Genomic DNA, 18,923 nt, shown 5'->3' with positions numbered 1-18,923 from the left:
ACATTAAAACATTATCATATTTAAACAGGAATTTCTGTAGCCTTCACTGCTGCCAGCTGGTGAATACATCGCGAGCCAGTTCAGATTCCGGGCGCAGGTTGTCGATGCCCTCGTAGGGGATGCCGCGCCCGATTTCGGAATGTGGATGTTTCGCGATCATCTTCTGATGGCGTTTGATCATGTCCTGAAACGACGCTCCGGCCCAAAGTGAGTAACCGACCAAAGGGTGCAGTTCGCGTGGATCACGATAGATGTTGAAGGTCGGGGCCGCCGCTCCGGGTTGGCCGGGCGCGGGCAGGTGCATTTTGAATTCCTGCTTGACCACCGAGCGCAAAACCGGGCCTTCATAGACATATACATAATCGCGGCGACCGTTGCCTTCACCGTTCAGCAGCAGGGCGGTCTGATCGACACCATCGATGATGCGGTCGCGCGGGATATGATCAGTCGCGCCTGCGATCCGAGCCATTGTGGTATAGATATCAGACACATGAAAGATATCTCCGGCGGCGCTGTCAGCCTCGATTACTCCGGGCCAGCGAATGAATGCATCCGTGCGTACGCCACCTTCCAGATGTTGGGTCTTACCGCCACGATAGATCAGTTGATTGAGCCCCGAAGTTCCTTCGTAGTGGTACATCAGTCCATTGTCGGCCATCAAAACCACAATCGTGTTGTCGGCTTCTCCGGTTTCTTCGAGCTTGACCAGCAGGTCACCGATCCAGCCATCCAGTAGTTGCAGTTTGTCAGCATGAAACCCGCCGTTGCGAGAGATCGCGTTCTCGGCATAAACGAAATTCAGCGGGTAGAGCGGCCAATATTGCAGGAAAAACGGTTCTTCCTCGGCTGCGGCACGCTCCAATTGCTCAAGAGCCTGACGCTGATACCTCTCGTTCATCGCTTCATACTTGGCTTGGGTCCAGACCTCGCCCGGTGACATATCCACCTCTCGAGCGGTGCCGCCTGCTTCTGCCTCGACACCGGTCACCAGCCCGTAGGGCTTGAAACGTTCATCCAGCAGAAACTGATTGTTCTGCCCCTCGGGCACGTATCCAAGCATGTTATTCGCGCGCATCGCCTCGGGGGTCATGAGGCTCAGTTGAACTTGTTGATGCAGGGGGAAGGCGGCCCAATCGAAACCTTGGTTGTGGGGGTAGGCCTGTTCGATGTCACCTTGGTGCCACTTGCCAACATGCACGGTGTTGTAGCCAACCTCTTTTAGGATCTCGGGCAGGGTCACCTCGCTGGCTGGAAGGCCTTCGCCTACCAGAGCCACTTTGACTTCTGTCACACCGGCACGCACCGGATGTCGCCCGGTCAGCATCGCCGTTCGGGTCGGCGTGCACGAGGGTTCCGTGTACATTCGCATCAGCGACAAACCTTCGGTGGCGAACTGGTTGATGCTGGGCGTTTCGATGCCCATGACGTAGTTCATCTTGCGATCACCCATCTGACCAAAGCTGATGTCGTCGATCAGGATGTACAGGATATTGGGTGGTTTGCCCCCGTTTGCGTCGCGGATTTCGGCCAGTTTCGCGTCAATCTCAATGTCCTGGGCATCCCAGACCGCGCCGAACTGGGCACGCAGAAATTCGAACTCACCATCGTGAATAATCGGGTTCTGTTGGGCATATGCCGAACCTGCAGTGAGGATTAGCGCGGGCAAAATGTGTTTCAGGGTCATTTCAAGCCTTTCGTTTTATCCATATGCCCAGGCGTACCCGGAACGTCTGACAGCTTTGCTTCGATAGAGCTTCGCAAATCAGTAACGGTTTCCGCCAGATCCGCGAGGTACCGAGGGCGAACGCCCGTGTCGGAAAGAGGAGACTGTGCCAGCTCGGTCATCATCTCCTGATAATCGAGGCAAATCCGGTCGAACTCACTGTCTTGGGCGCGCATGTTTCGCATCAGAACGGAGGTTCCCGGGAATTGTGCGTCAAAGAAGTCTTCTTCGTCCATCCGCGTTGCCTTCGTGGAAATTGCTCGTAAAGCATGCGTTCCCTAGAATATGACTTGAACGTATAAAGCCGCATGCTACCGTAGCACCATGGGGTCAAGCCATTGTCATGAAAGGATAGTTCTTGACTGCCCAGGCGGATAACAAACAACGTGACACAGCGCCTTCTTTCTCGGATGAGGAGGTGCGAAGTGCTCTTGAGCGGGTATTGAACTCAGGTGGCTTCAAAGGATCTGCCCGAATGCGGACCTTTCTTAGCTATGTCGTGACCGAAGCGCTTGCGGGCCGCAAGGATGAGATCCGCGCCAAGACCATTGCCATGGATGTTTATGGTTACAGCGCCGACGACTTGACCAAGCGGGAAGGGGTTGTGCGCGTCGATGCGGGTCGTGTCCGGCGAAAGCTAAAAGCTTACTACGGAGGTGATGGCGCAACTGATGCGGTGGTGATTTCGTTGCCTGTCGGTAGCTATGCACCCGAATTTACGCTGGGGAGTTCGCAAGCCCAGAACCCACAGGGCATTCGGCGAAGCGCGTTGGTCATCGCGTTCTTTCTGGCTTTGATTGGCGTAGGCATCTGGGTATCAGGCTATTATTCAAAGAATGAGCCACGCAGCGCTGTGGGCCGAGGGCAAAGTGCGATTTATGACGTATCTCCCGCCCGGGTAGAAGCGATAAACCTTTGCAGTGCTGGCCGCGATGTGATGTTCCCCGTCGTTGACCTATCGCGTCTGCAACCGGCTTTGCTGATTTTTGAGACGGCGATTGAACGAGATCCACTCTTTTTCTGTGGCTATGCCGGAGCGGCACAGGTCGAGACCATGCTGGCCATTTTGTTGTTCTTTGAACCGGATGCAGAAAAGTATTTGAAGTCTGCCAATGAAAAAAGCGCCCATGCGATGGATATCGCACCTGATGAGGCTTGGGCGCTTTCGGCGCGGGCCTGGCTGGAATTTGCACTGGGCAATTACGATCGGGCATCAGCCCTGTCTCGCAGAGCCGTTGATCTGGCCCCCACCGATCCGCATGTCGCTGAATTCGATGCACTTATTTCACTCTATACTCTGAATTTCGAGCGGATCCTGGCGCAATCTGAATGGTATGAAGAGCTTGCGGAACGCAGCGGCGGGCTTGTCTTTGGCAATGTACTAGGGTCTGCGCATTTTCATACCGGAGACTATGCAGCGGCGATCCGAACTTACGAGGACACGATCGAGCGCGGAGGACCATTTGGGCCGATATCAGCGGCCTATCTGATGGCCGCGCATTGGAACAATGGCGAACAAGTCGAGGCACAGCGTCTCGCCAATGTTTACCAGAAAACTTGGCCTGGTTTTCCGCTGGAGGCCCTGAAACGCCGCGTATTCAAAGAGTCGCAACCGGTTGATGCGCTTATTGCAGGCGTGAGGGCAGCGGGAGTCCCGTTGATCGACGGCGGGACCGCCCGCGAAAGTGATTGACTGGCAGGGTCTTATTCGTCCTGTGCGACCAGACCCAAACCGCGCAGATAGATTCCAATTCCGCTCTCCAGAAGGTCTTCAGGCGGGAAGGGGGAACTTGCGCCGGTATTGCGTGCGAAAAGTTCGACAACACCATGGCTCATGGCCCAGATATGAGCGCTGAACATCGAAGCGGGCGGACGCTTCTCCGGCGGAATATGCTGCGACAGATCGCTGGCGGCCTTTTCAAGCACGTTTTTGGCCCGGTTCGCGGCCAGCGCCAGTTCCGGTGTACGATTGATTGAAATCCCGCTTTCGAACATCGCGATATAATAGCCGGGGTGCTTGCGGGCGAAGGCAAGATAGGCGCGGCCCGTGGCCTCAAACGCCGCAAGCGCCGAGGGTTGCCCTTTGTCATAGGCAAATTGCATCAGGTCGGCGAACATCTCAAACCCCTGACGGGCAGCCTCGGCGATCAGGTCCTCACGCCCTTCGAAATGGCGATAGACGGCTGCGGGAGTGACCCCAGCGGTCTTTGCGGCCTCTGACAATGTAAAACCGGTCGGTCCCTTCTGTTCGATCAGGGATAAGGCGGCCTCCATCAAGGCTTGCTTTAGGTTTCCGTGGTGATATCCGCGTTTCGTCATCCCGGCCTCAGGCGCGTTTTATTGTATATATGCAGCGGCTAGGGCCTAATCCAGCATAGGCTGAGCAGAGTGTTGCAATTAGCTTATGCATCCCAGATTTCCGGACCACCACTGATCTTTTCATCCGGCATGCCCACTACTTCCAGGTTTTTGCCTTCGTAGTCGAGTTGGCTTAGCACGGTGCGAATGGCTGCCAGCCGGGCGCGTTTCTTGTCATCTGATCGAATGATCGTCCAAGGGCAGTTTTCGGAATGGCTTCGTGTAAGGGTTTCGGTAATCGACTGGCTGTATTCATCCCATTTGTGTAGGCCTGCGATGTCGATCGGGCTGAGTTTCCACTGCTTCAAAGGGTCGGTTTCGCGGGCAAGAAAGCGGTTCAATTGTTCGGCACGCCCGACATTCAGCCAGAACTTGAAAATGTGGATGCCATCATTGCTGAACCCGGTTTCCAAGGGCAGGACCTGCCGGAAAAACCGTTCACGCTCTTCCGTCGTGCAGAAGCCAAAGACATTTTCGACAACGCCCCGATTATACCAACTGCGATCAAAAAACACGATTTCACCGGCCGATGGGAGATGAGAGATATAGCGTTGGAAATACCATTGGCTGCGTTCTGCGTCCGAGGGTTTGCTGAGCGCCACGTTCCGCGCGCCCCTCGGGTTCAAATTCTCGCGGAACCGTTTGATGGTTCCGCCTTTGCCAGCGGCGTCACGGCCCTCGAACAGGATAGCGATGCGCTGGTCATTCTCCTTGACCCATCGCTGCATCTTGACCAGCTCAATCTGCAGACCTTCCATCTGCTGATCGTATTCCTTGCCTTTAAGCTTTTTGGAGTAGGGGTAGGTCGGGTTCAGAATTTCACCCTTCTTGGCCTCTTCAATAGCCGAGCGTATGGGTTTTGGGGCGTGGTTGTGAAAATAGTTCTCGATAGTGTCCGGGTCTGATTGGGTCATGCACGCCTCGCCATAAAATCCATATCTTACTATGAATTACGGATGGACTTAACGCAAACCCGCGCGCTCGGCTGCGCGGTCGATTGCGGCGGCAACCTCTGGGGCGGCCACAACCTGCGGCATGTGTCCTATGCCGTCCAATTCGATCAGCTCAGCGCCAGGGATTTGTTCGATCAGGCGCTCGGAATGCCAGCCCAGCCCGACAGTCGTATCTGCGGTACCGTGGACAATTTCGGTTGGCACGGAGATCTCGCCATAGCGGGGTTGAAGCTCGGTGATTTCATCCAGCAGATTTGCACGCTGTTTGGCATTTGCGTGCATCGAAGACTGGCGCATGGTCAAGCCCGGCCCGAAATGCTCGGCATATCCTTCGGGGGCTTTTTGCGGTGCAAACACCTGGTCCAACGCCTTCGTAACAAACCAGTCAGGAACAAATGCGCTGACCAAAGGCAAAGCAAGGGCGTTGCCCGCTGTCGTCGCACCAATAGTGTTGAACGCGTCCAGAGGTGTTTCCCACGGGATCGCCGCCGGAGCGATCAGGACCAAAGCTGCGATGTTGTCGGGCCGGGTGACAGCCCAGGCAAGCGAAACCGAACCGCCATAGCTTTGCCCGGCGACGATCGGTTTTTCTGCGCCTAGTTTCGATGCGGCCCGTTGTAGGATTTCCGCTTGTTCGACAATGGTTTCGCCATTGGGGTTAAAGCTATCTGAGTATCCAAGACCCGGGCGGTCAAAGACGATGACGCGATAGGTCTCGGCCAGAATTGGGGCCAGCGCAAAAGTCATGTCGCGCGTATTTCCACTGGATCCGTGGATCAACACCACATCCGGCCCTTCTCCCATCACGACGGCATGAACTGCAACACCATCGACTTCGACGATCTGGCCTTCTGGCGGAAACGAAGCCTCGGCGCTGCTTTCACGCTGCGCGCTGCGCCATGCGGTCACAAGGGCGAGACCCACAAGCGCAACGCTGAGCGATATCAAAAGCTTACTGGCCAATTTTACTCATATCAAACGGGGTTGTCTGGTAAATTTCATTGATCCAGTTTCCATAAAGCAGATGCGCGTGACTGCGCCACCTGTTCTGAGGGTTCTGGCTTGGATCATCGTCGGGATAGTAGTTGATAGGCACATTAATCGGCGTGTTATTTGCGATGTCCCGGTCATATTCCTGTTTAAGCGTATCGCTGTCATACTCAAAGTGATTGAAGATATAGAGCGCCCGATGCACGGGATCTTCGATCAGGCAGGGGCCGACATCATCACTGCCAAGCAGGGTGATCAGATCAGGAACCGCATCGATCTCGTATTGCCGCATCTCGGTCCAGCGGCTAACGGGTATCACGCAATCATCAGAAAAACCACGCAAAAATGGAGACGCGGGTGCAAGGTTCCGGTGCCGGAAGCAGCCAAAGGCCTTCGCATCCAGCATGTGTTTTTCAACGTCGTGGAAATGGTTGATCATCGCCATACCACCCCAGCATACGCCAAATGTGGAATGCACATTGGTCTGGGTCCACTCGAACACTTCGCGGATTTCATCCCAATAGGTGACGTCAGCGAAATCCAGATGTTCGATTGGTGCACCGGTTATGATCAGGCCGTCGAACTTCTGGTCCTTCACCTCCTGAAAAGGATGGTAGAACTCGGCCATATGCTCGGCGGCGGTATTCTTTGTCTGGTGTTCCGTCATGCGGATCAGCGATAGCTCAATCTGCAGCGGGGTCGCTCCGATCAGGCGTGCGAACTGGTTTTCGGTCTGTATCTTCTTTGGCATCAGGTTCAAAAGCCCGATCCGAAGGGGGCGAATATCCTGCCGTGCGGCCTGATCATCAGCCATGACCATGACGCCCTCATTTGTCAGGACTTCAAAGGCGGGCAGGTCGGAGGGGATTTTGATCGGCATTTGGTCACGCTGTTGAAACTGCGAAGGAAGTCTGGAACTTAGGCGGGGTTGGGGCGGGTCTCAAGGGTGCGTTCGATCAACTCATCGAAATCGCCACTATCCCGCACTTTGGCGATGTCATCGGCTGCTATTGTAACGCCCCAATTTCGGGCCATCGCTTCATAGCGTGGCTGCCGGTGCGCCAGCGCTTGCGCATAGGTCCAGCGGATGAATGCATCCGGATCAACCTCGGTGCCGGAAAACTTGTTGAGGGCGAGGTATTCGTCCCAAACCCTCTGCAGGAACTCGGCCTTATAGGACATAGGCTTTGGTGCCTTGTCGAAGCGTTTGATCAGTTCTTCAGTGTGGGCTTCATCGCCCTTGATCCAGATCATCAGGGTCTGGCGCGACAATTCAGTCAGAATGTGGTCATTTGGATTGTCAGGCTCTACCCATTCGCAGATTGACCCGCCGGTATCGCAGATAAAGTGTGGATAGCTATAAAGACGGTTGGCCCGATCTATGAAATACTTGGTATCCAACAGGGCATGGATTTCGGCCTGCCGAAACTGGTCTTGCCGCAGCTGATATTCCGAGATTTCAAGGCCGCCCAGATCGGGATTGCCCGGCTTGCCCAGATAAGTCGACACCGGGGTCAGGTTCTGAAACGTGATGTTCGACCCGATATATATTGAATCCGACAGCAAAAGCTCGCGGAGAAAGGGTACTTTCATCGCCTCAGCCTTGGCATTGTCCGCGATATGTTCGCCCATATAGCGGGTGCCGATGCGGTAATCGATTGAATAGTGGAACCAGTCCCCGGCATCTCGCAGCGTGTTTGAGACATAGGATTTTCCCAACCCGGACATACCGAAGAACAACACCTTCTTTCGCGCAGCCTGACGCCAGTCCGTTGCCGAGTTGTAGATCATAATCCGCCGTCCCTTGTTTTGCCCTAGCTAAAACGGGCCGCTGGCGGCGTCAATCGCGTCGGCGAGATCGGCTGAGGATGAGCAAGCCGATCGCCAGTACCGTAAAACCAATAAAAGCACGTGGTGGCAAAGCTTCATCGCGCACCAAAGCACCCATTAGGATTGCGATTGGCGGAATGATGAGCGTTACGAGCAGAACATTGCCGCTGCCTGCTTGTTGCAGCACCCGATAGTACAGCAAATAGGCTCCGGCTGTTGCCAGCAGGGCGTAATAGGCGATTGCCAGCCAGGTTTGCAGGGGCAGGGTGAAGGTTGGAACTCCATCGACCAACAACATAACAGGCGTCATCAGGATCGCAGATCCGGTCAACATACCTGCCGCGGCGATCTGAGGGGGAAGGGCGCTCATGTGGATGCGAGCCCAGATGGCTGCAAACGCATAAGAAAGCGTGCCAGCCAGGATCGCAACCTGACCCAGGTTGCTTGGGTTTAGGTTGCTAAACTGCCTGAGGCCAATTGTGATTGAAACGCCCAGAAACCCAAGCCCTACGCCAAGGAGGCGGGTTTTGGTCAGCCTCTCGTCGCGAAAAAACAAGGCCGCCAGAAGGACGCCGAAGATCGCGGTGGCAGCGTTCAGAATCGATGTCAGCCCAGTTTCGACATAGAGCTGCCCCCAGGCCATAAGCGAGAATGGCAGGACATTGTTCAACAGCCCCATGATCAGAAAAATACCCCAGACCTTGGGATCGCTCGGGACCGATTGGCGTTGAAAGATGATGACGATCCACAACGCCAGCGCTGCCCAAAAAACCCTGTGGAAAACTGATGTTATGACGGGAATCGTATCAAGTGCGATTCGGATCGCAAGGAATGACATTCCCCAAATGACACCAAGCAGTATCAATTCGGTCCAAGTGCGAGCTGTGAGTGTTTTCTGAGAAGTCATGGCTTGTTCTGGCATCTCTCAATCAGCATATCGACCCGGAACATGCGAAAAAGCCCCACCGAGATGGCGGGGCTTAAAATGCACATTTGCATCTGCTTTAGTTCAGCGCGTAAGTCACCTGAATACCAACGCTCCATGCGCTGTTGCCAGTGAACGTGGCACGGTTATCGGGGCCAGTACCGTTGGCAGTGGCATCCCCAATATCCGTGTAGCGTACACCACCGGAAATCTTGGCCTTTTCAAGAGAGTAAGTGCCGCCCAGACCGATACTCCAGAACCCATCGGTCGGGCCTAGGTTCGAGACCGAGTTCCCCTGAGAGCTCTCGTAACCCAGCGTTACCGCGCCAGAGAATTCTTCGCTGAACTGATAGCCGAGACCCAGTGAGTAGGTCCATGTCGCCTCTTCGTAGTCGACCAGGTTAATACCTGTCAGACCAGTATAGACCGGCGGTGCGTACACGGTTTGCGGCCAGTCAACCCAACGGATCGAACCAAACAACAGGGTTTTTGGCGCGACACCTGTTTGGAAATCGAGATTGACCGATTGAGGCGTCACAACCTCGGTCGATGAATCAGCGCTGACGCGACCCACGACGGGTATACCGGGTGGAACAATTCCAGTGATGGCATCGTTCGCTTCGGTCTGCGACAGATCATGTGTGATTTTCGAGTTATAGGTCAGAGCGACCCGTGCGGCGATATCTGGCCGTTCCCAAGCAACACCGACAACGTAACCGAAATCGATCTCGGCATCGGTTTCAACGCGGTATCCGCCGGACGCGAATGGTGTTGTGCTTGCACCAGCGATCGGAACTGAAACACTTGCTTTCAGACGCTGGGCGCGGAGACCACCGATAACACTAAAGCCACCATCCAATTTGTAGCGAAGCAAAGCCGTGATCGCATCGGTATCTGCTTTTGCGCGAAGCACGTCAGTTGTTGCTCCGGGAAGACCTGCCAGAGCCAAGACATTCTGCGACAAGGGATAATCCGAAGAATAGTCGATATCCGCGCCAAACGGCTCGTCATAAACTAGCGCGAAGTCGAGCTTTTCGGTCAAAGAAGTCTTGTATGCCAGATGCGGCGTGAAAAAGCTGTTCGAGACATTGCCCGAGTCAATCGTTTCCCCAAACGTCGGGCTGGTCGGGATTTGATCCTCCATCGATCCGCTTACGTCCGGCTTTGTATATCCAAGCCGAAACTGCACGACAGATCCCTCTTCGAACAGGATGTTAACACCTTGCCCACTTCGGTCTAGGCCGCCGGCCTGCGCCGCGGTTGCCCCAATGCACAACGCGCATGTGTGCAACAACACTCGTTTCATATATTCCTCCCTACACTGTCCAAATTGCCTGTTATACGCATCCTCATTGGGCGTATTCGGCCTCGTTACCGCTTTTTACTGTCTTAAACTTTAAAATTGGGTCAACCGGTGACGGAGCGTTATTCAGCAAAATAGCTCTATGCGGGTGTTGCTGAATTGCTACGGTTCTCGGACCAAACGTTCAGGAAAATCCCGGCAAAGATCACCACGGCCCCCAGCAGCGTCCAGTGATCCAGCGGCTCGTGATAAAGGACCATCCCGAGGATCGCGATGGTCGGAAGGCGTGCAAAATCAAACGGCACGACCACGGTCGCAGGCGCGATGGCCAGGGCATTGGTAATACAGTAGTGGGCCAATAGGCCTGCCAAGCCGACAAGCAAAAGAAGCGGCGCAGTCGTTAAGGTTGGAAGTGTGATTTGCCCATCCAGACCTGATGCAACCAGACCCAAACCGGCCTGCATCAAAGTAAGCCAGAACATAATGCATCCGATGCTGGCTGTGCGCGTTAAGGACTTGGTCGATATTGCTGTTAACGCGAAGAAAATCGCAGATGCGGCCGCAGCAATAACGCCGGGACTAAGTGTGGCGGCCCCTGGACGGGCCACAATGAGAATCCCGGCAAATCCGATCAGGGCTGCGGTCAGACGCAAAGCGGTCAACCTCTCGTGCAGCAGCAGTGGGGACAGCAGGATCACCCAGATGGGCTGAGTGAATTCGAGCGCAAAGACCTGGGCCAACGGGATCACCGTTACTGCATAGAACCACAGGTTCTGCCCGGTGAAATGCAACACGTTCCGAATACCATGCAAACCAAGACGTTTGGTGGTTACCTGATGCCATTTGCGTGAAGCCGAGAGGACGATTGCCACCACGCAGATACCAACTAGGCTGCGATAGAACATGATCTCAAAAGTGTCGTGCGTCACGCTCAGCTCGCGGCCGGCAATGGCCATCGATGTGAATGAGGCGATCGCCCCTGTCATCCACAGCGCCGCCTTACCGATCTGCATTTTATTGCTGTTCATGAGATCTCTTACATGTGCCGTGGTGCAACGGGCTGAATAGATTGCGTTTTACCCGATGAAGCAAGGCTAAATGTAAGTCTGGCCGTCTATGATCGCTTTGGGTGAGCGGCTTAGATGATGCCAGTATTCTGACGCGAACCCGCAAATAAAAGGGGTTCTTAGCCGTTCGGCGTGCTGGCACTGATACTCAGGTGGTTGGCAGAGCTTTGCTGACCGAATCGCCGTTCAACACGTATCGAGCACCGGTATGAGGGCAGGTAACCTCACCACGACCAGTGAGAGGTAAATCCAACTGCTCGCCATACTCGCTCATCCAGCCAATCTGTTTTGCAGCGACGCCCACCATCAGTGCGTATGGCTTCACGTCAGCATTAACAACGGCACCTGCGCCGATAAAAGCGTATTCCCCGATTGTGGCACCGCAAACGATTGTGCAATTGGCGCCCAGCGTGGCCCCTTTCTTTACCAGAGTATTGCGGTATTCGGCCTTTCGTTCGATCAATGAACGCGGGTTGTACACATTCGTGAACACCATGCTCGGCCCACAGAATACGCCGTCTTCCAGCGTGATGTTGTCATAGATCGAAACGTTGTTCTGAATTTTGCAATCGTCGCCAATTATGACCTTGTTCCCAACGAAGACATTCTGCCCGAGTGAAACATTTCGGCCCAGCTTGGCGCCTCCGCAGATGTGCACCCAATGCCAGATTCGGCAGCCATCTCCGATCTGCGCGCCTTCATCGACGATTGCCGTTTCATGTACCGAGTAGTTGCTCATCGAATTGTCCTTCTCCCGTCAAACGCGGTGCATTTCAGCACTGTCGAGGGGGAATAATCATTCCCATTCAATCGTTCCGGGAGGTTTCGAGGTGATGTCGTAAGTGCACCGGTTGATGCCCTTGACTTCGTTGATGATACGCGTGGCGGTTTCACCGAGGAATTCGTGGCTGAACGGATAGTAGTCCGCTGTCATGCCATCGACGGATGTGACCGCGCGGAGGGCGCAGGCATAATCGTATGTTCGTCCATCCCCCATTACACCGACTGTGCGCACCGGAAGAATGGCGACAAAGGCCTGCCAAATCTCATCATACAGACCATGTTTGCGAATCTGGTCGATATAGATGGCATCGGCTTCGCGCAGGATCTCAAGCTTTTCGCGAGTTATCTCACCCGGGCAGCGAATGGCAAGGCCGGGGCCGGGGAAGGGGTGGCGACCGATGAAGCTGTCGGGCAGGCCCAACTCGCGGCCCAACGCGCGGACCTCGTCCTTGAAGAGTTCACGCAGAGGCTCGACCAGCTTCAAACCCATCTTTTCAGGCAGGCCACCCACATTGTGGTGCGATTTGATGGTCACAGATGGACCGCCCGAAAACGACACGGATTCAATCACATCTGGATACAGGGTGCCCTGTGCCAAGAACTCGGCGCCGTCGATTGTGTCGGCGTGTTTCTGGAACACGTCGATGAACAGCTTGCCGATAATCTTGCGCTTGGTTTCGGGATCGGATTGACCATCAAGTTCACCCAGGAACAGTTCGCTTTCGTCCGCGTGGATCAACTGGATGTTGTAATTGTCGCGGAACATGCCGACGACTTCGGCAGCCTCGTTCTTGCGTAGCAGCCCATGGTCGACAAACACGCAGGTCAGCTGATCGCCAATCGCCTCATGTATCAGGATCGCCGCAACCGAGCTGTCGACACCGCCAGACAAGCCACAAATGACTTTTTTGTCCCCGACCTGTTCGCGGATCTTGCGGATCATCTCGTCCCGATAAGCCCCCATGGTCCAATCGCCCTTGAACCCTGCCAGTTTGACAAAATTCTCATAGAGCTTTGCACCCTTGGGTGTGTGATGAACCTCGGGGTGAAATTGCACCGCATAGAAATGACGCGAGGCGTCGGCCGTGATGGCATACGGCGCGTTGGGTGAAGTACCGAACACCTCAAAACCCGGAGCGATTTCGCTGACATGATCGCCGTGGCTCATCCAGACCTGTTCATCACCTTTGGCGAACCAGCCATCGAGGATATCAAGCCGATTATTCGGAGTAACAAATGCGCGGCCAAACTCTGCAGTGCCGTGCCCGCTTTCAACCTTGCCGCCCAGTTGATGCATCATCACCTGCTGACCATAGCAGATGCCCAGGATCGGCACGCCGTAGTCAAAAATCTCTTGCGGGGCGCGGGGTGAACCCTCGCGCGTAACACTGTCAGGGCCGCCCGAAAAAATGACGGCCTTAGGCGCCATCTCTCGCACGAAATCCATCGTGACGTTCTGGTAGGGGTGGATTTCGCAATAGACGTTCAGTTCGCGCAAGCGGCGGGCAATAAGCTGCGTCACCTGGCTGCCGAAGTCGATGATCAAAAGGCGGTCATGGCTGTCTTGGGTCATGATTGGCTATTAGGTCGCAAGCCTTGCTTGTGCAAGCGTAATGACGTCAATTCAGCGAGGAGGCTGATACATGACCACCATAAAACTCAGAACTGCCGAACGAAGCGACGCCAAGTCGATACAAGTTTGTATCGCAAGCGCTTATGCCGATGCGATGAGAGACATTGCCGATCTGCCGGATGTTGCGTCTGGTATCGAGGATGAGATCGCAGAGCATCAGGTCGTCATTGCTGAAGTGGACGGTGCACTTCTCGGTGTCATCATATTCGATCAACAGGCCGAGGCCGTGATGATATTCAATCTCGCCGTTTCGCCAGAGGCTCAGGGCAAGGGTATTGCGCGGCAACTGCTTGCAGTTGCTGAAGCTAAGGCCGTTGAGGCCGGGCTTTCAGTCCTGCGCTTGCGGACACATCGGCTGATGCGTGCAACCCGCGAAATGTACACTCATCTGGGGTGGGTTGAGGTCGAGGTGTCAGGAAACACTGTCGTTATGCAGAAAAAGGCAAAGTAGTAACCGACAGACATATGTCGCAGCGGCCCGCGGTTCATGTCGCTTTTACCTCTAGAGCGCCGTAAACTACCTGTGGCGAAGTTTGCCGTTCATGTAACACATCTACCAAACCAACCAATCACGGGATTTACTCAATGGCAGAGGCAAACACCCGGCGCAGGGCACGGGGTGGCGGTGGTGCCGCCCGTCGTGCCGAGCGTACGGCGGTCAAGATCGAAACCGCGAAATATATCGAACGCAATATCCCCAATTTCGAGGTCCTCAACGAAGAGGCGCTAGAGATTATCGAAACCAATGCGGAAACCGTATTGGCTGAGATTGGCGTCAATTTCGTAGACAATCCGGCAGCGCTTGAGCGCTGGAAAGACGCGGGTGCAGATGTGGATGGTGAGCGCGTCCGCCTGCCGCGCGGCCTGGCACGTGAGCTGATCAAGACCGCCCCTAGCGAATTTACCCAGCACGCCCGCAATCCCGAGAAATCGGTAGTCATCGGCGGCCGCAATATGGTTCTGGCTCCGGTCTATGGCCCTCCGTTTGTACGCGATGCGCAAGGCGGACGTCGTTACGCGACAATGGACGATTTCAACAAGTTCGTGAAGCTGGCCTACATGTCCAAGTGGCTGCACCATTCGGGCGGTACGGTCTGCGAACCGACAGATATTCCGGTAAACAAGCGCCATTTGGACATGCTGATGGCGCATATGACTCTGTCCGACAAACCGTTCATGGGTTCGGTCACTGATCCCAGCCGGGCGCAGGATTCGATCGAGATGTGCGAGATCCTGTTCGGCAAAGAGTTCGTGCAGAACAACACCGTGATGACATCTTTGACCAACATCAACTCGCCGATGACCTTTGACGACGTGATGATGGGCTCTCTTGAAGTTTATGCTGCCAACAATCAGGCCTGCATTATTTCGCCGTTCATCGTGGGTGGTGCTATGGCACCGGTTTCGGTCGCGGGCACGCTGACGCAGGTCTTGGCCGAGGTCATGGCAGGTGTAGCATATAGCCAGATCATCCGTCCGGGTGCTCCTGCGATCTTTGGGGCATTCGTATCGTCGATCGACATGAATTCAGGAGCGCCGACCTTTGGCACCCCAGAGGCTTCGCACGTCACTTATGGCGCGGGTCAGTTGGCGCGCCGACTGGGTCTGCCATATCGCTCTGCGGGTTCGTTCTGTGGTTCAAAATTGCCGGATGCGCAAGCTGCGTATGAGACCGCGAACTCGTTGAACATGGGCCTGATGTCGGGTGTGAATTTCATGCTGCATTCCTGCGGTTGGCTCGAAGGCGGCTTGGTGGCGGATTTCGAGAAATTCGTCATGGATGCCGATCAGTTGGGCGTCTTGCACGGATTGGCCAAAGGTGTGGCCTATGATGAGAATGCACAGGCGATGGACGCCATCCGCGAAGTCGGTCCCGGAGGTCACTATTTGGGTTGTGCACATACGCAGGCCAACTTCAAAGAAGCGTTCTGGAAAACCGATCTCTTGGATTACAAGCCGTTTGAGACCTGGGAAGAAGAAGGCGCCCGCGATACACGGACGCTGGCTTCGGCACGGGTTGAGAATCTGTTGGCGAACTACCAGCAGCCGCAGCTTGACCCTGATGTAAAGGCGGCGCTCGACGCATATGTTGCCGAAAAGAAAGCATCGATGCCGGACGCGTTCACCTGATTACTGATACTGCGTGGCGCGACTGGCCTGATACAGTTGCGCTTCGCCATTTAATGCAATCAGCAGATCAAGATGGCGCACCAGTGAATAGGCCGCGTCTTCTTCGATGCGTTGCGCGTTAATCTCACGCTCCAATTCCAGCAAACGGATCAACGCTGCACCAGTGCCCGGTGTTGATCCATATCCAAGAAGCCGTTGCAGGTGGCGGTCGCGATTATAGTCCTGCACCCCGATCTTGGCGGCACGGGCCAGTAATCGCGGGCGGCGGAGTGTGGTGATCATGGTCATCAGGTCCTGCACGGCAGCTTTCCTTCTTTTTCAATTTCGCTGTCTGAAATGTGACACAACCTAAGCGGGTGTTGCCTTGTGCGGGATCACCCCGAACTATGGTTTCACCACTGTTTATCTTTTTGAATCAATTCTGCTCTGTGCCGTCTGTGATTAACGAACGAGTAACGAAAGCAACTCTAGTTAGATTTGGTTAACTAAGAATCCGACGGCTAAAACTGTCAGTTTGTTTTGTCGACGAGGGCGAAGAAATATGGAAAACAGCGTGGCATTCACTGTTCCGGCATGGGTTCCCGAAGGGGCGCAACGATATCTGGACCATACGGAGTCAGGGCGATCTATTCGGGATATTGCGCGGTCCGCAGGGTGCCATGCCTCGACCATTCTGCGTCAGATCCGCAGGGTTGAGATGCGCAGGGACGATCCTTTGGTGGATGCAGCTCTGCATTCTCTGGCCCAGTCACACTTTGCGCCAATTGAGCGCACAGGTTCTTCATTTGCAATCGTGACGTCTGAGGCAGGACGGCCCGTAGCCCAAGACGACGAATTCGAGCGCGAGTCGCTGCGTGTACTGAGGCGCATGTGTGAATCCGGTGCCGTGCTTGCCGTGGCCGAGGATATGGACAAGGCTGTTGTGGTTCGGGACAACGGCAAAGGAGGAACTACCAAAACAGCAGTTGTAGATTGCCGGATCGCGCAGGCTCTGGCGCTGAATGATTGGATTTCATGCGATAGTCCGGGTCGAATCTCGCGCTACCGGATTTCAACCCCGGGCAGGGCTGCGCTAAGTCATTTGATTGCCGAGGCCGAAAATCGAGCGCGCACGCAGAATGAATTTGGCATGGCGGAAGCGCAGGCCGCATTCAAACCCGCAACTGCGGGTGCAAGGGCGCCATCACAGCCTCGCGTCCGTTACAGCACTGTGGAAAGCCCGCTGATCGCTTTGGCGCGCCGCCGCGACCGGGATGGCAAGCTGTTTCTGGATGAAACTCTGGTGAGCGCGGGCGAGCGCTTGCGTGAGGATTTCGAACTGGCCCAGATCGGACCTCAGGTCACACAAAATTGGGATCGCTTTCTGACAGGCGGTGGACGCGGTGACTTTGCCTCGGACAGCCATGTGGGGCGAGGACCTTCTGGTGCCAGGGATCGTGTGGCCCGCGCGCTGTCTGACCTTGGGCCGGGTTTGAGCGACGTCGCGCTGCGCTGTTGTTGCTATCTAGAAGGGCTTGAGCTGGCTGAAAAGCGGATGGGCTGGTCTGCGCGATCAGGCAAGATCGTTCTGCGGATCGCGTTGCAAAGGCTGAAGCGCCACTACGAGGACCAGACCGAGCGGGATCGGATGATCGGCTGAACGATTCATACAGCCATATACCGGCCTTGCGGAAATGACCCCAAATGATAGTCAGGGGTTATGAATTTCACCTTCCGCCAGCTGCAATATTTCCAGGCCGTCGCCGAACAGCGTAACTTTGGCCGTGCCGCGCAGGTCTGCCATGTTTCGCAGCCTGCGCTTTCAGTTCAAATCAAGTCACTGGAAGACTCGATCGGTGGGCCGTTGTTCGAACGGCAGGCCCGCGACATCCTGTTGACACCACTTGGTCGAGACGTTTTGGACTATGCCCAACATGTCCTGAACGCGGCCGAACGGTTGGACCGGTTTGCACGCGACCATTCGGGTGGCCATAGGTCCCTGTCGATCGGGATTATTCCTACAGTTGCACCTTATTTGCTGCCGGGGGTGCTGGCTGGGTTGCGGGCTGCGGATGTCTCGTTACGGGTTCAGATTCGCGAGGCCCGGACCGAGCGGCTACTATCAATGTTGGGCTTGGGCGAAATAGATGCCGCCGTACTGGCGCTACCCTTGGGAAATGGAACTTTCCACGAAGAGCCACTGTTCGAAGATCGGTTCTTGCTGGCAGGAAGTCAGACTCGCATGAATCGATTGACCATCAGCCCGGAAGAGTTGCGGCCTGTGGACTTGAAGACAGCGCAATTGATGCTGTTGGAAGACGGGCACTGCCTGACAGATCAGGCGCTAGAAGTTTGCGGTCAGGATCGTACCAGCGGCCAAATTAATATGGGTGCGTCCTCACTTGCCACGTTGTCGCGTTTGGTCGCCGAAGGGTTTGGCCTGACGTTAATGCCTGAACTTGCGGCGCAGGCCGAGACGGATGCAGTCCCTGGTCTGCGATTGTTGCGATTTGGTGCGCCGCAACCGGCGAGGACCATTGGCCTGGTGCGTCGCAGCTCGACCGGAGCAGAGGAGTGGTTCGATCGATTGGCGCAAGTAATCCGGCAGGTCGGTGAAGACGTGGTAGCTAAAACTCGAACCTAACGAAAAAGGCCCGCCGAAATGGCGGGCCTTTCAAAGTAGGGCATGACAGGATTATGCCAGCGCCGGTTCGCGGGCTTCGTCCAGATGCTTCATTAGGTTTTCCGGGGACGACACGCCGTAAGGGTCTTCGGGGCAGTTATCCATCAGGCCGGGCTCTTCGAACCATGCCTCCACAACGCCATCGTTGACGATGGCTGCGTAACGCCACGAGCGCATGCCAAAGCCCAGATTGTCCTTGTCGACCAGCATGCCCATTTTACGCGTGAACTCACCGGACCCATCAGGAATGACCTTGACGTTTTCAAGACCCTGATCGGCGGCCCATTTGTTCATGACGAAGCTGTCGTTGACGGACATGCAGTAGATTGCATCGATGCCTTTGGCCGCAAAATCGCCGTGGCCTTTTTCGAAACCAGGCAATTGATAGGTCGAGCATGTCGGGGTGAATGCGCCGGGCAGCGAGAACAGGATAACGCGCTTGCCTGCAAAATAATCCGCAGTTGTCTTGTCTTCCCAACGGAACGGGTTGGGGCCTTCGACGGCGTCATCACGGACACGGGTGTGGAAGGTTACGTCAGGCAGTTTTGCACCGGTTTTCATCATCA

General features: G+C 55.3%; 19 protein-coding genes. 5 read left to right on the top strand and 14 right to left on the bottom strand.

Going from position 1 to position 18,923, the window contains the following annotated elements:
- Positions 1–43: 43 nt before the first annotated feature.
- A complete protein-coding gene (locus ACR0MP_RS06265) occupies positions 44–1,684 on the bottom strand; it encodes a sulfatase-like hydrolase/transferase (protein ID WP_170405371.1) in 1,641 nt (546 codons plus the stop codon).
- Positions 1,681–1,959, bottom strand: a complete 279-nt coding sequence (locus ACR0MP_RS06260; RefSeq protein ID WP_170405375.1) for a hypothetical protein — start codon at positions 1,957–1,959, stop codon at positions 1,681–1,683. Before ACR0MP_RS06260 ends, ACR0MP_RS06265 begins: the two co-directional genes overlap by 4 nt.
- A gap of 239 nt (positions 1,960–2,198) precedes the next feature.
- Between ACR0MP_RS06260 and ACR0MP_RS06255 the strand changes: the two genes are divergently transcribed.
- Positions 2,199–3,416: a tetratricopeptide repeat protein gene (locus ACR0MP_RS06255; RefSeq protein ID WP_480885989.1), complete on the top strand. Its 1,218-nt coding sequence runs from the start codon at positions 2,199–2,201 to the stop codon at positions 3,414–3,416.
- Positions 3,417–3,427: 11 nt separating this feature from the next.
- On the opposite strand, the gene ACR0MP_RS06250 is transcribed toward ACR0MP_RS06255, so the two are convergent.
- The 10 genes from ACR0MP_RS06250 to guaA form a co-directional block, all read right to left on the bottom strand.
- Positions 3,428–4,042, bottom strand: a complete 615-nt coding sequence (locus ACR0MP_RS06250) for a TetR/AcrR family transcriptional regulator (protein WP_170393260.1) — start codon at positions 4,040–4,042, stop codon at positions 3,428–3,430.
- 83 nt (positions 4,043–4,125) lie between these two features.
- Positions 4,126–4,995, bottom strand: coding sequence for a polyphosphate kinase 2 (ppk2, locus tag ACR0MP_RS06245; protein ID WP_170393259.1), 870 nt, complete (start codon positions 4,993–4,995; stop codon positions 4,126–4,128).
- A gap of 48 nt (positions 4,996–5,043) precedes the next feature.
- Complete coding sequence (locus ACR0MP_RS06240) at positions 5,044–5,997, bottom strand: alpha/beta fold hydrolase (RefSeq protein WP_170735170.1); 954 nt, start codon at positions 5,995–5,997, stop codon at positions 5,044–5,046.
- A complete protein-coding gene (metA, locus tag ACR0MP_RS06235; protein WP_170393257.1) occupies positions 5,987–6,904 on the bottom strand; it encodes a homoserine O-acetyltransferase MetA in 918 nt (305 codons plus the stop codon). Before metA ends, ACR0MP_RS06240 begins: the two co-directional genes overlap by 11 nt.
- 38 nt (positions 6,905–6,942) lie before the next feature.
- A complete protein-coding gene (locus tag ACR0MP_RS06230) occupies positions 6,943–7,815 on the bottom strand; it encodes an ATPase (protein WP_170405384.1) in 873 nt (290 codons plus the stop codon).
- 49 nt (positions 7,816–7,864) lie between these two features.
- On the bottom strand, positions 7,865–8,761 hold the full coding sequence (locus ACR0MP_RS06225) for a DMT family transporter (protein WP_170405387.1): 897 nt from the start codon (positions 8,759–8,761) through the stop codon (positions 7,865–7,867).
- Between the two features lie 97 nt (positions 8,762–8,858).
- Positions 8,859–10,085: an OmpP1/FadL family transporter gene (locus tag ACR0MP_RS06220; protein ID WP_170393255.1), complete on the bottom strand. Its 1,227-nt coding sequence runs from the start codon at positions 10,083–10,085 to the stop codon at positions 8,859–8,861.
- 137 nt (positions 10,086–10,222) lie between these two features.
- On the bottom strand, positions 10,223–11,110 hold the full coding sequence (locus tag ACR0MP_RS06215) for a DMT family transporter (RefSeq protein WP_170405390.1): 888 nt from the start codon (positions 11,108–11,110) through the stop codon (positions 10,223–10,225).
- Between the two features lie 187 nt (positions 11,111–11,297).
- Positions 11,298–11,888 carry an acyltransferase gene (locus ACR0MP_RS06210; RefSeq protein WP_170393253.1) on the bottom strand — a complete coding sequence of 197 codons (591 nt, stop codon included), beginning with the start codon at positions 11,886–11,888 and terminating at the stop codon, positions 11,298–11,300.
- Between the two features lie 57 nt (positions 11,889–11,945).
- Positions 11,946–13,505, bottom strand: coding sequence for a glutamine-hydrolyzing GMP synthase (guaA, locus tag ACR0MP_RS06205; RefSeq protein WP_170393252.1), 1,560 nt, complete (start codon positions 13,503–13,505; stop codon positions 11,946–11,948).
- Between the two features lie 70 nt (positions 13,506–13,575).
- On the opposite strand from guaA, the gene ACR0MP_RS06200 reads away from it, so the two are divergent.
- Positions 13,576–14,016: a GNAT family N-acetyltransferase gene (locus ACR0MP_RS06200; protein WP_170405393.1), complete on the top strand. Its 441-nt coding sequence runs from the start codon at positions 13,576–13,578 to the stop codon at positions 14,014–14,016.
- 134 nt (positions 14,017–14,150) lie between these two features.
- Complete coding sequence (locus ACR0MP_RS06195) at positions 14,151–15,695, top strand: trimethylamine methyltransferase family protein (protein WP_170735167.1); 1,545 nt, start codon at positions 14,151–14,153, stop codon at positions 15,693–15,695.
- Here the strand turns inward: ACR0MP_RS06195 and ACR0MP_RS06190 are convergent, their stop codons facing one another.
- Positions 15,696–15,995: a DUF6477 family protein gene (locus ACR0MP_RS06190; RefSeq protein ID WP_170510658.1), complete on the bottom strand. Its 300-nt coding sequence runs from the start codon at positions 15,993–15,995 to the stop codon at positions 15,696–15,698. It abuts the gene before it with no gap.
- Between the two features lie 241 nt (positions 15,996–16,236).
- Here ACR0MP_RS06190 and ACR0MP_RS06185 point away from each other — a divergent pair, with 241 nt between their 5' ends.
- On the top strand, positions 16,237–17,334 hold the full coding sequence (locus ACR0MP_RS06185; protein WP_480885985.1) for a DUF6456 domain-containing protein: 1,098 nt from the start codon (positions 16,237–16,239) through the stop codon (positions 17,332–17,334).
- A 60-nt stretch (positions 17,335–17,394) separates the two neighbouring features.
- A complete protein-coding gene (locus tag ACR0MP_RS06180) occupies positions 17,395–18,318 on the top strand; it encodes a hydrogen peroxide-inducible genes activator (protein WP_170405404.1) in 924 nt (307 codons plus the stop codon).
- Between the two features lie 51 nt (positions 18,319–18,369).
- On the opposite strand, the gene ACR0MP_RS06175 is transcribed toward ACR0MP_RS06180, so the two are convergent.
- Positions 18,370–18,918, bottom strand: a complete 549-nt coding sequence (locus ACR0MP_RS06175) for a peroxiredoxin (protein ID WP_170405407.1) — start codon at positions 18,916–18,918, stop codon at positions 18,370–18,372.
- Positions 18,919–18,923: the final 5 nt, after the last annotated feature.

The organism is Ruegeria sp. K3 (assembly GCF_056531845.1).
This window is presented reverse-complemented; position numbering and strand designations above follow the sequence as displayed.

What these genes read in the sequence shown, in the direction of transcription:
- ACR0MP_RS06215 (WP_170405390.1), bottom strand. Translation starts at nt 11,110, where the DNA reads ATGAACAGCAATAAAATGCAGATCGGTAAGGCGGCGCTGTGGATGACA.
- ACR0MP_RS06250 (WP_170393260.1), bottom strand. Translation starts at nt 4,042, where the DNA reads ATGACGAAACGCGGATATCACCACGGAAACCTAAAGCAAGCCTTGATG.
- ACR0MP_RS06180 (WP_170405404.1), top strand. Translation starts at nt 17,395, where the DNA reads ATGAATTTCACCTTCCGCCAGCTGCAATATTTCCAGGCCGTCGCCGAA.
- guaA (WP_170393252.1), bottom strand. Translation starts at nt 13,505, where the DNA reads ATGACCCAAGACAGCCATGACCGCCTTTTGATCATCGACTTCGGCAGC.
- ACR0MP_RS06225 (WP_170405387.1), bottom strand. Translation starts at nt 8,761, where the DNA reads ATGACTTCTCAGAAAACACTCACAGCTCGCACTTGGACCGAATTGATA.
- ACR0MP_RS06185 (WP_480885985.1), top strand. Translation starts at nt 16,237, where the DNA reads ATGGAAAACAGCGTGGCATTCACTGTTCCGGCATGGGTTCCCGAAGGG.
- ACR0MP_RS06200 (WP_170405393.1), top strand. Translation starts at nt 13,576, where the DNA reads ATGACCACCATAAAACTCAGAACTGCCGAACGAAGCGACGCCAAGTCG.
- ACR0MP_RS06230 (WP_170405384.1), bottom strand. Translation starts at nt 7,815, where the DNA reads ATGATCTACAACTCGGCAACGGACTGGCGTCAGGCTGCGCGAAAGAAG.
- ACR0MP_RS06260 (WP_170405375.1), bottom strand. Translation starts at nt 1,959, where the DNA reads ATGGACGAAGAAGACTTCTTTGACGCACAATTCCCGGGAACCTCCGTT.
- ACR0MP_RS06195 (WP_170735167.1), top strand. Translation starts at nt 14,151, where the DNA reads ATGGCAGAGGCAAACACCCGGCGCAGGGCACGGGGTGGCGGTGGTGCC.
- ACR0MP_RS06210 (WP_170393253.1), bottom strand. Translation starts at nt 11,888, where the DNA reads ATGAGCAACTACTCGGTACATGAAACGGCAATCGTCGATGAAGGCGCG.
- ACR0MP_RS06265 (WP_170405371.1), bottom strand. Translation starts at nt 1,684, where the DNA reads ATGACCCTGAAACACATTTTGCCCGCGCTAATCCTCACTGCAGGTTCG.
- metA (WP_170393257.1), bottom strand. Translation starts at nt 6,904, where the DNA reads ATGCCGATCAAAATCCCCTCCGACCTGCCCGCCTTTGAAGTCCTGACA.
- ACR0MP_RS06175 (WP_170405407.1), bottom strand. Translation starts at nt 18,918, where the DNA reads ATGAAAACCGGTGCAAAACTGCCTGACGTAACCTTCCACACCCGTGTC.
- ACR0MP_RS06255 (WP_480885989.1), top strand. Translation starts at nt 2,199, where the DNA reads ATGCGGACCTTTCTTAGCTATGTCGTGACCGAAGCGCTTGCGGGCCGC.
- ACR0MP_RS06220 (WP_170393255.1), bottom strand. Translation starts at nt 10,085, where the DNA reads ATGAAACGAGTGTTGTTGCACACATGCGCGTTGTGCATTGGGGCAACC.
- ppk2 (WP_170393259.1), bottom strand. Translation starts at nt 4,995, where the DNA reads ATGACCCAATCAGACCCGGACACTATCGAGAACTATTTTCACAACCAC.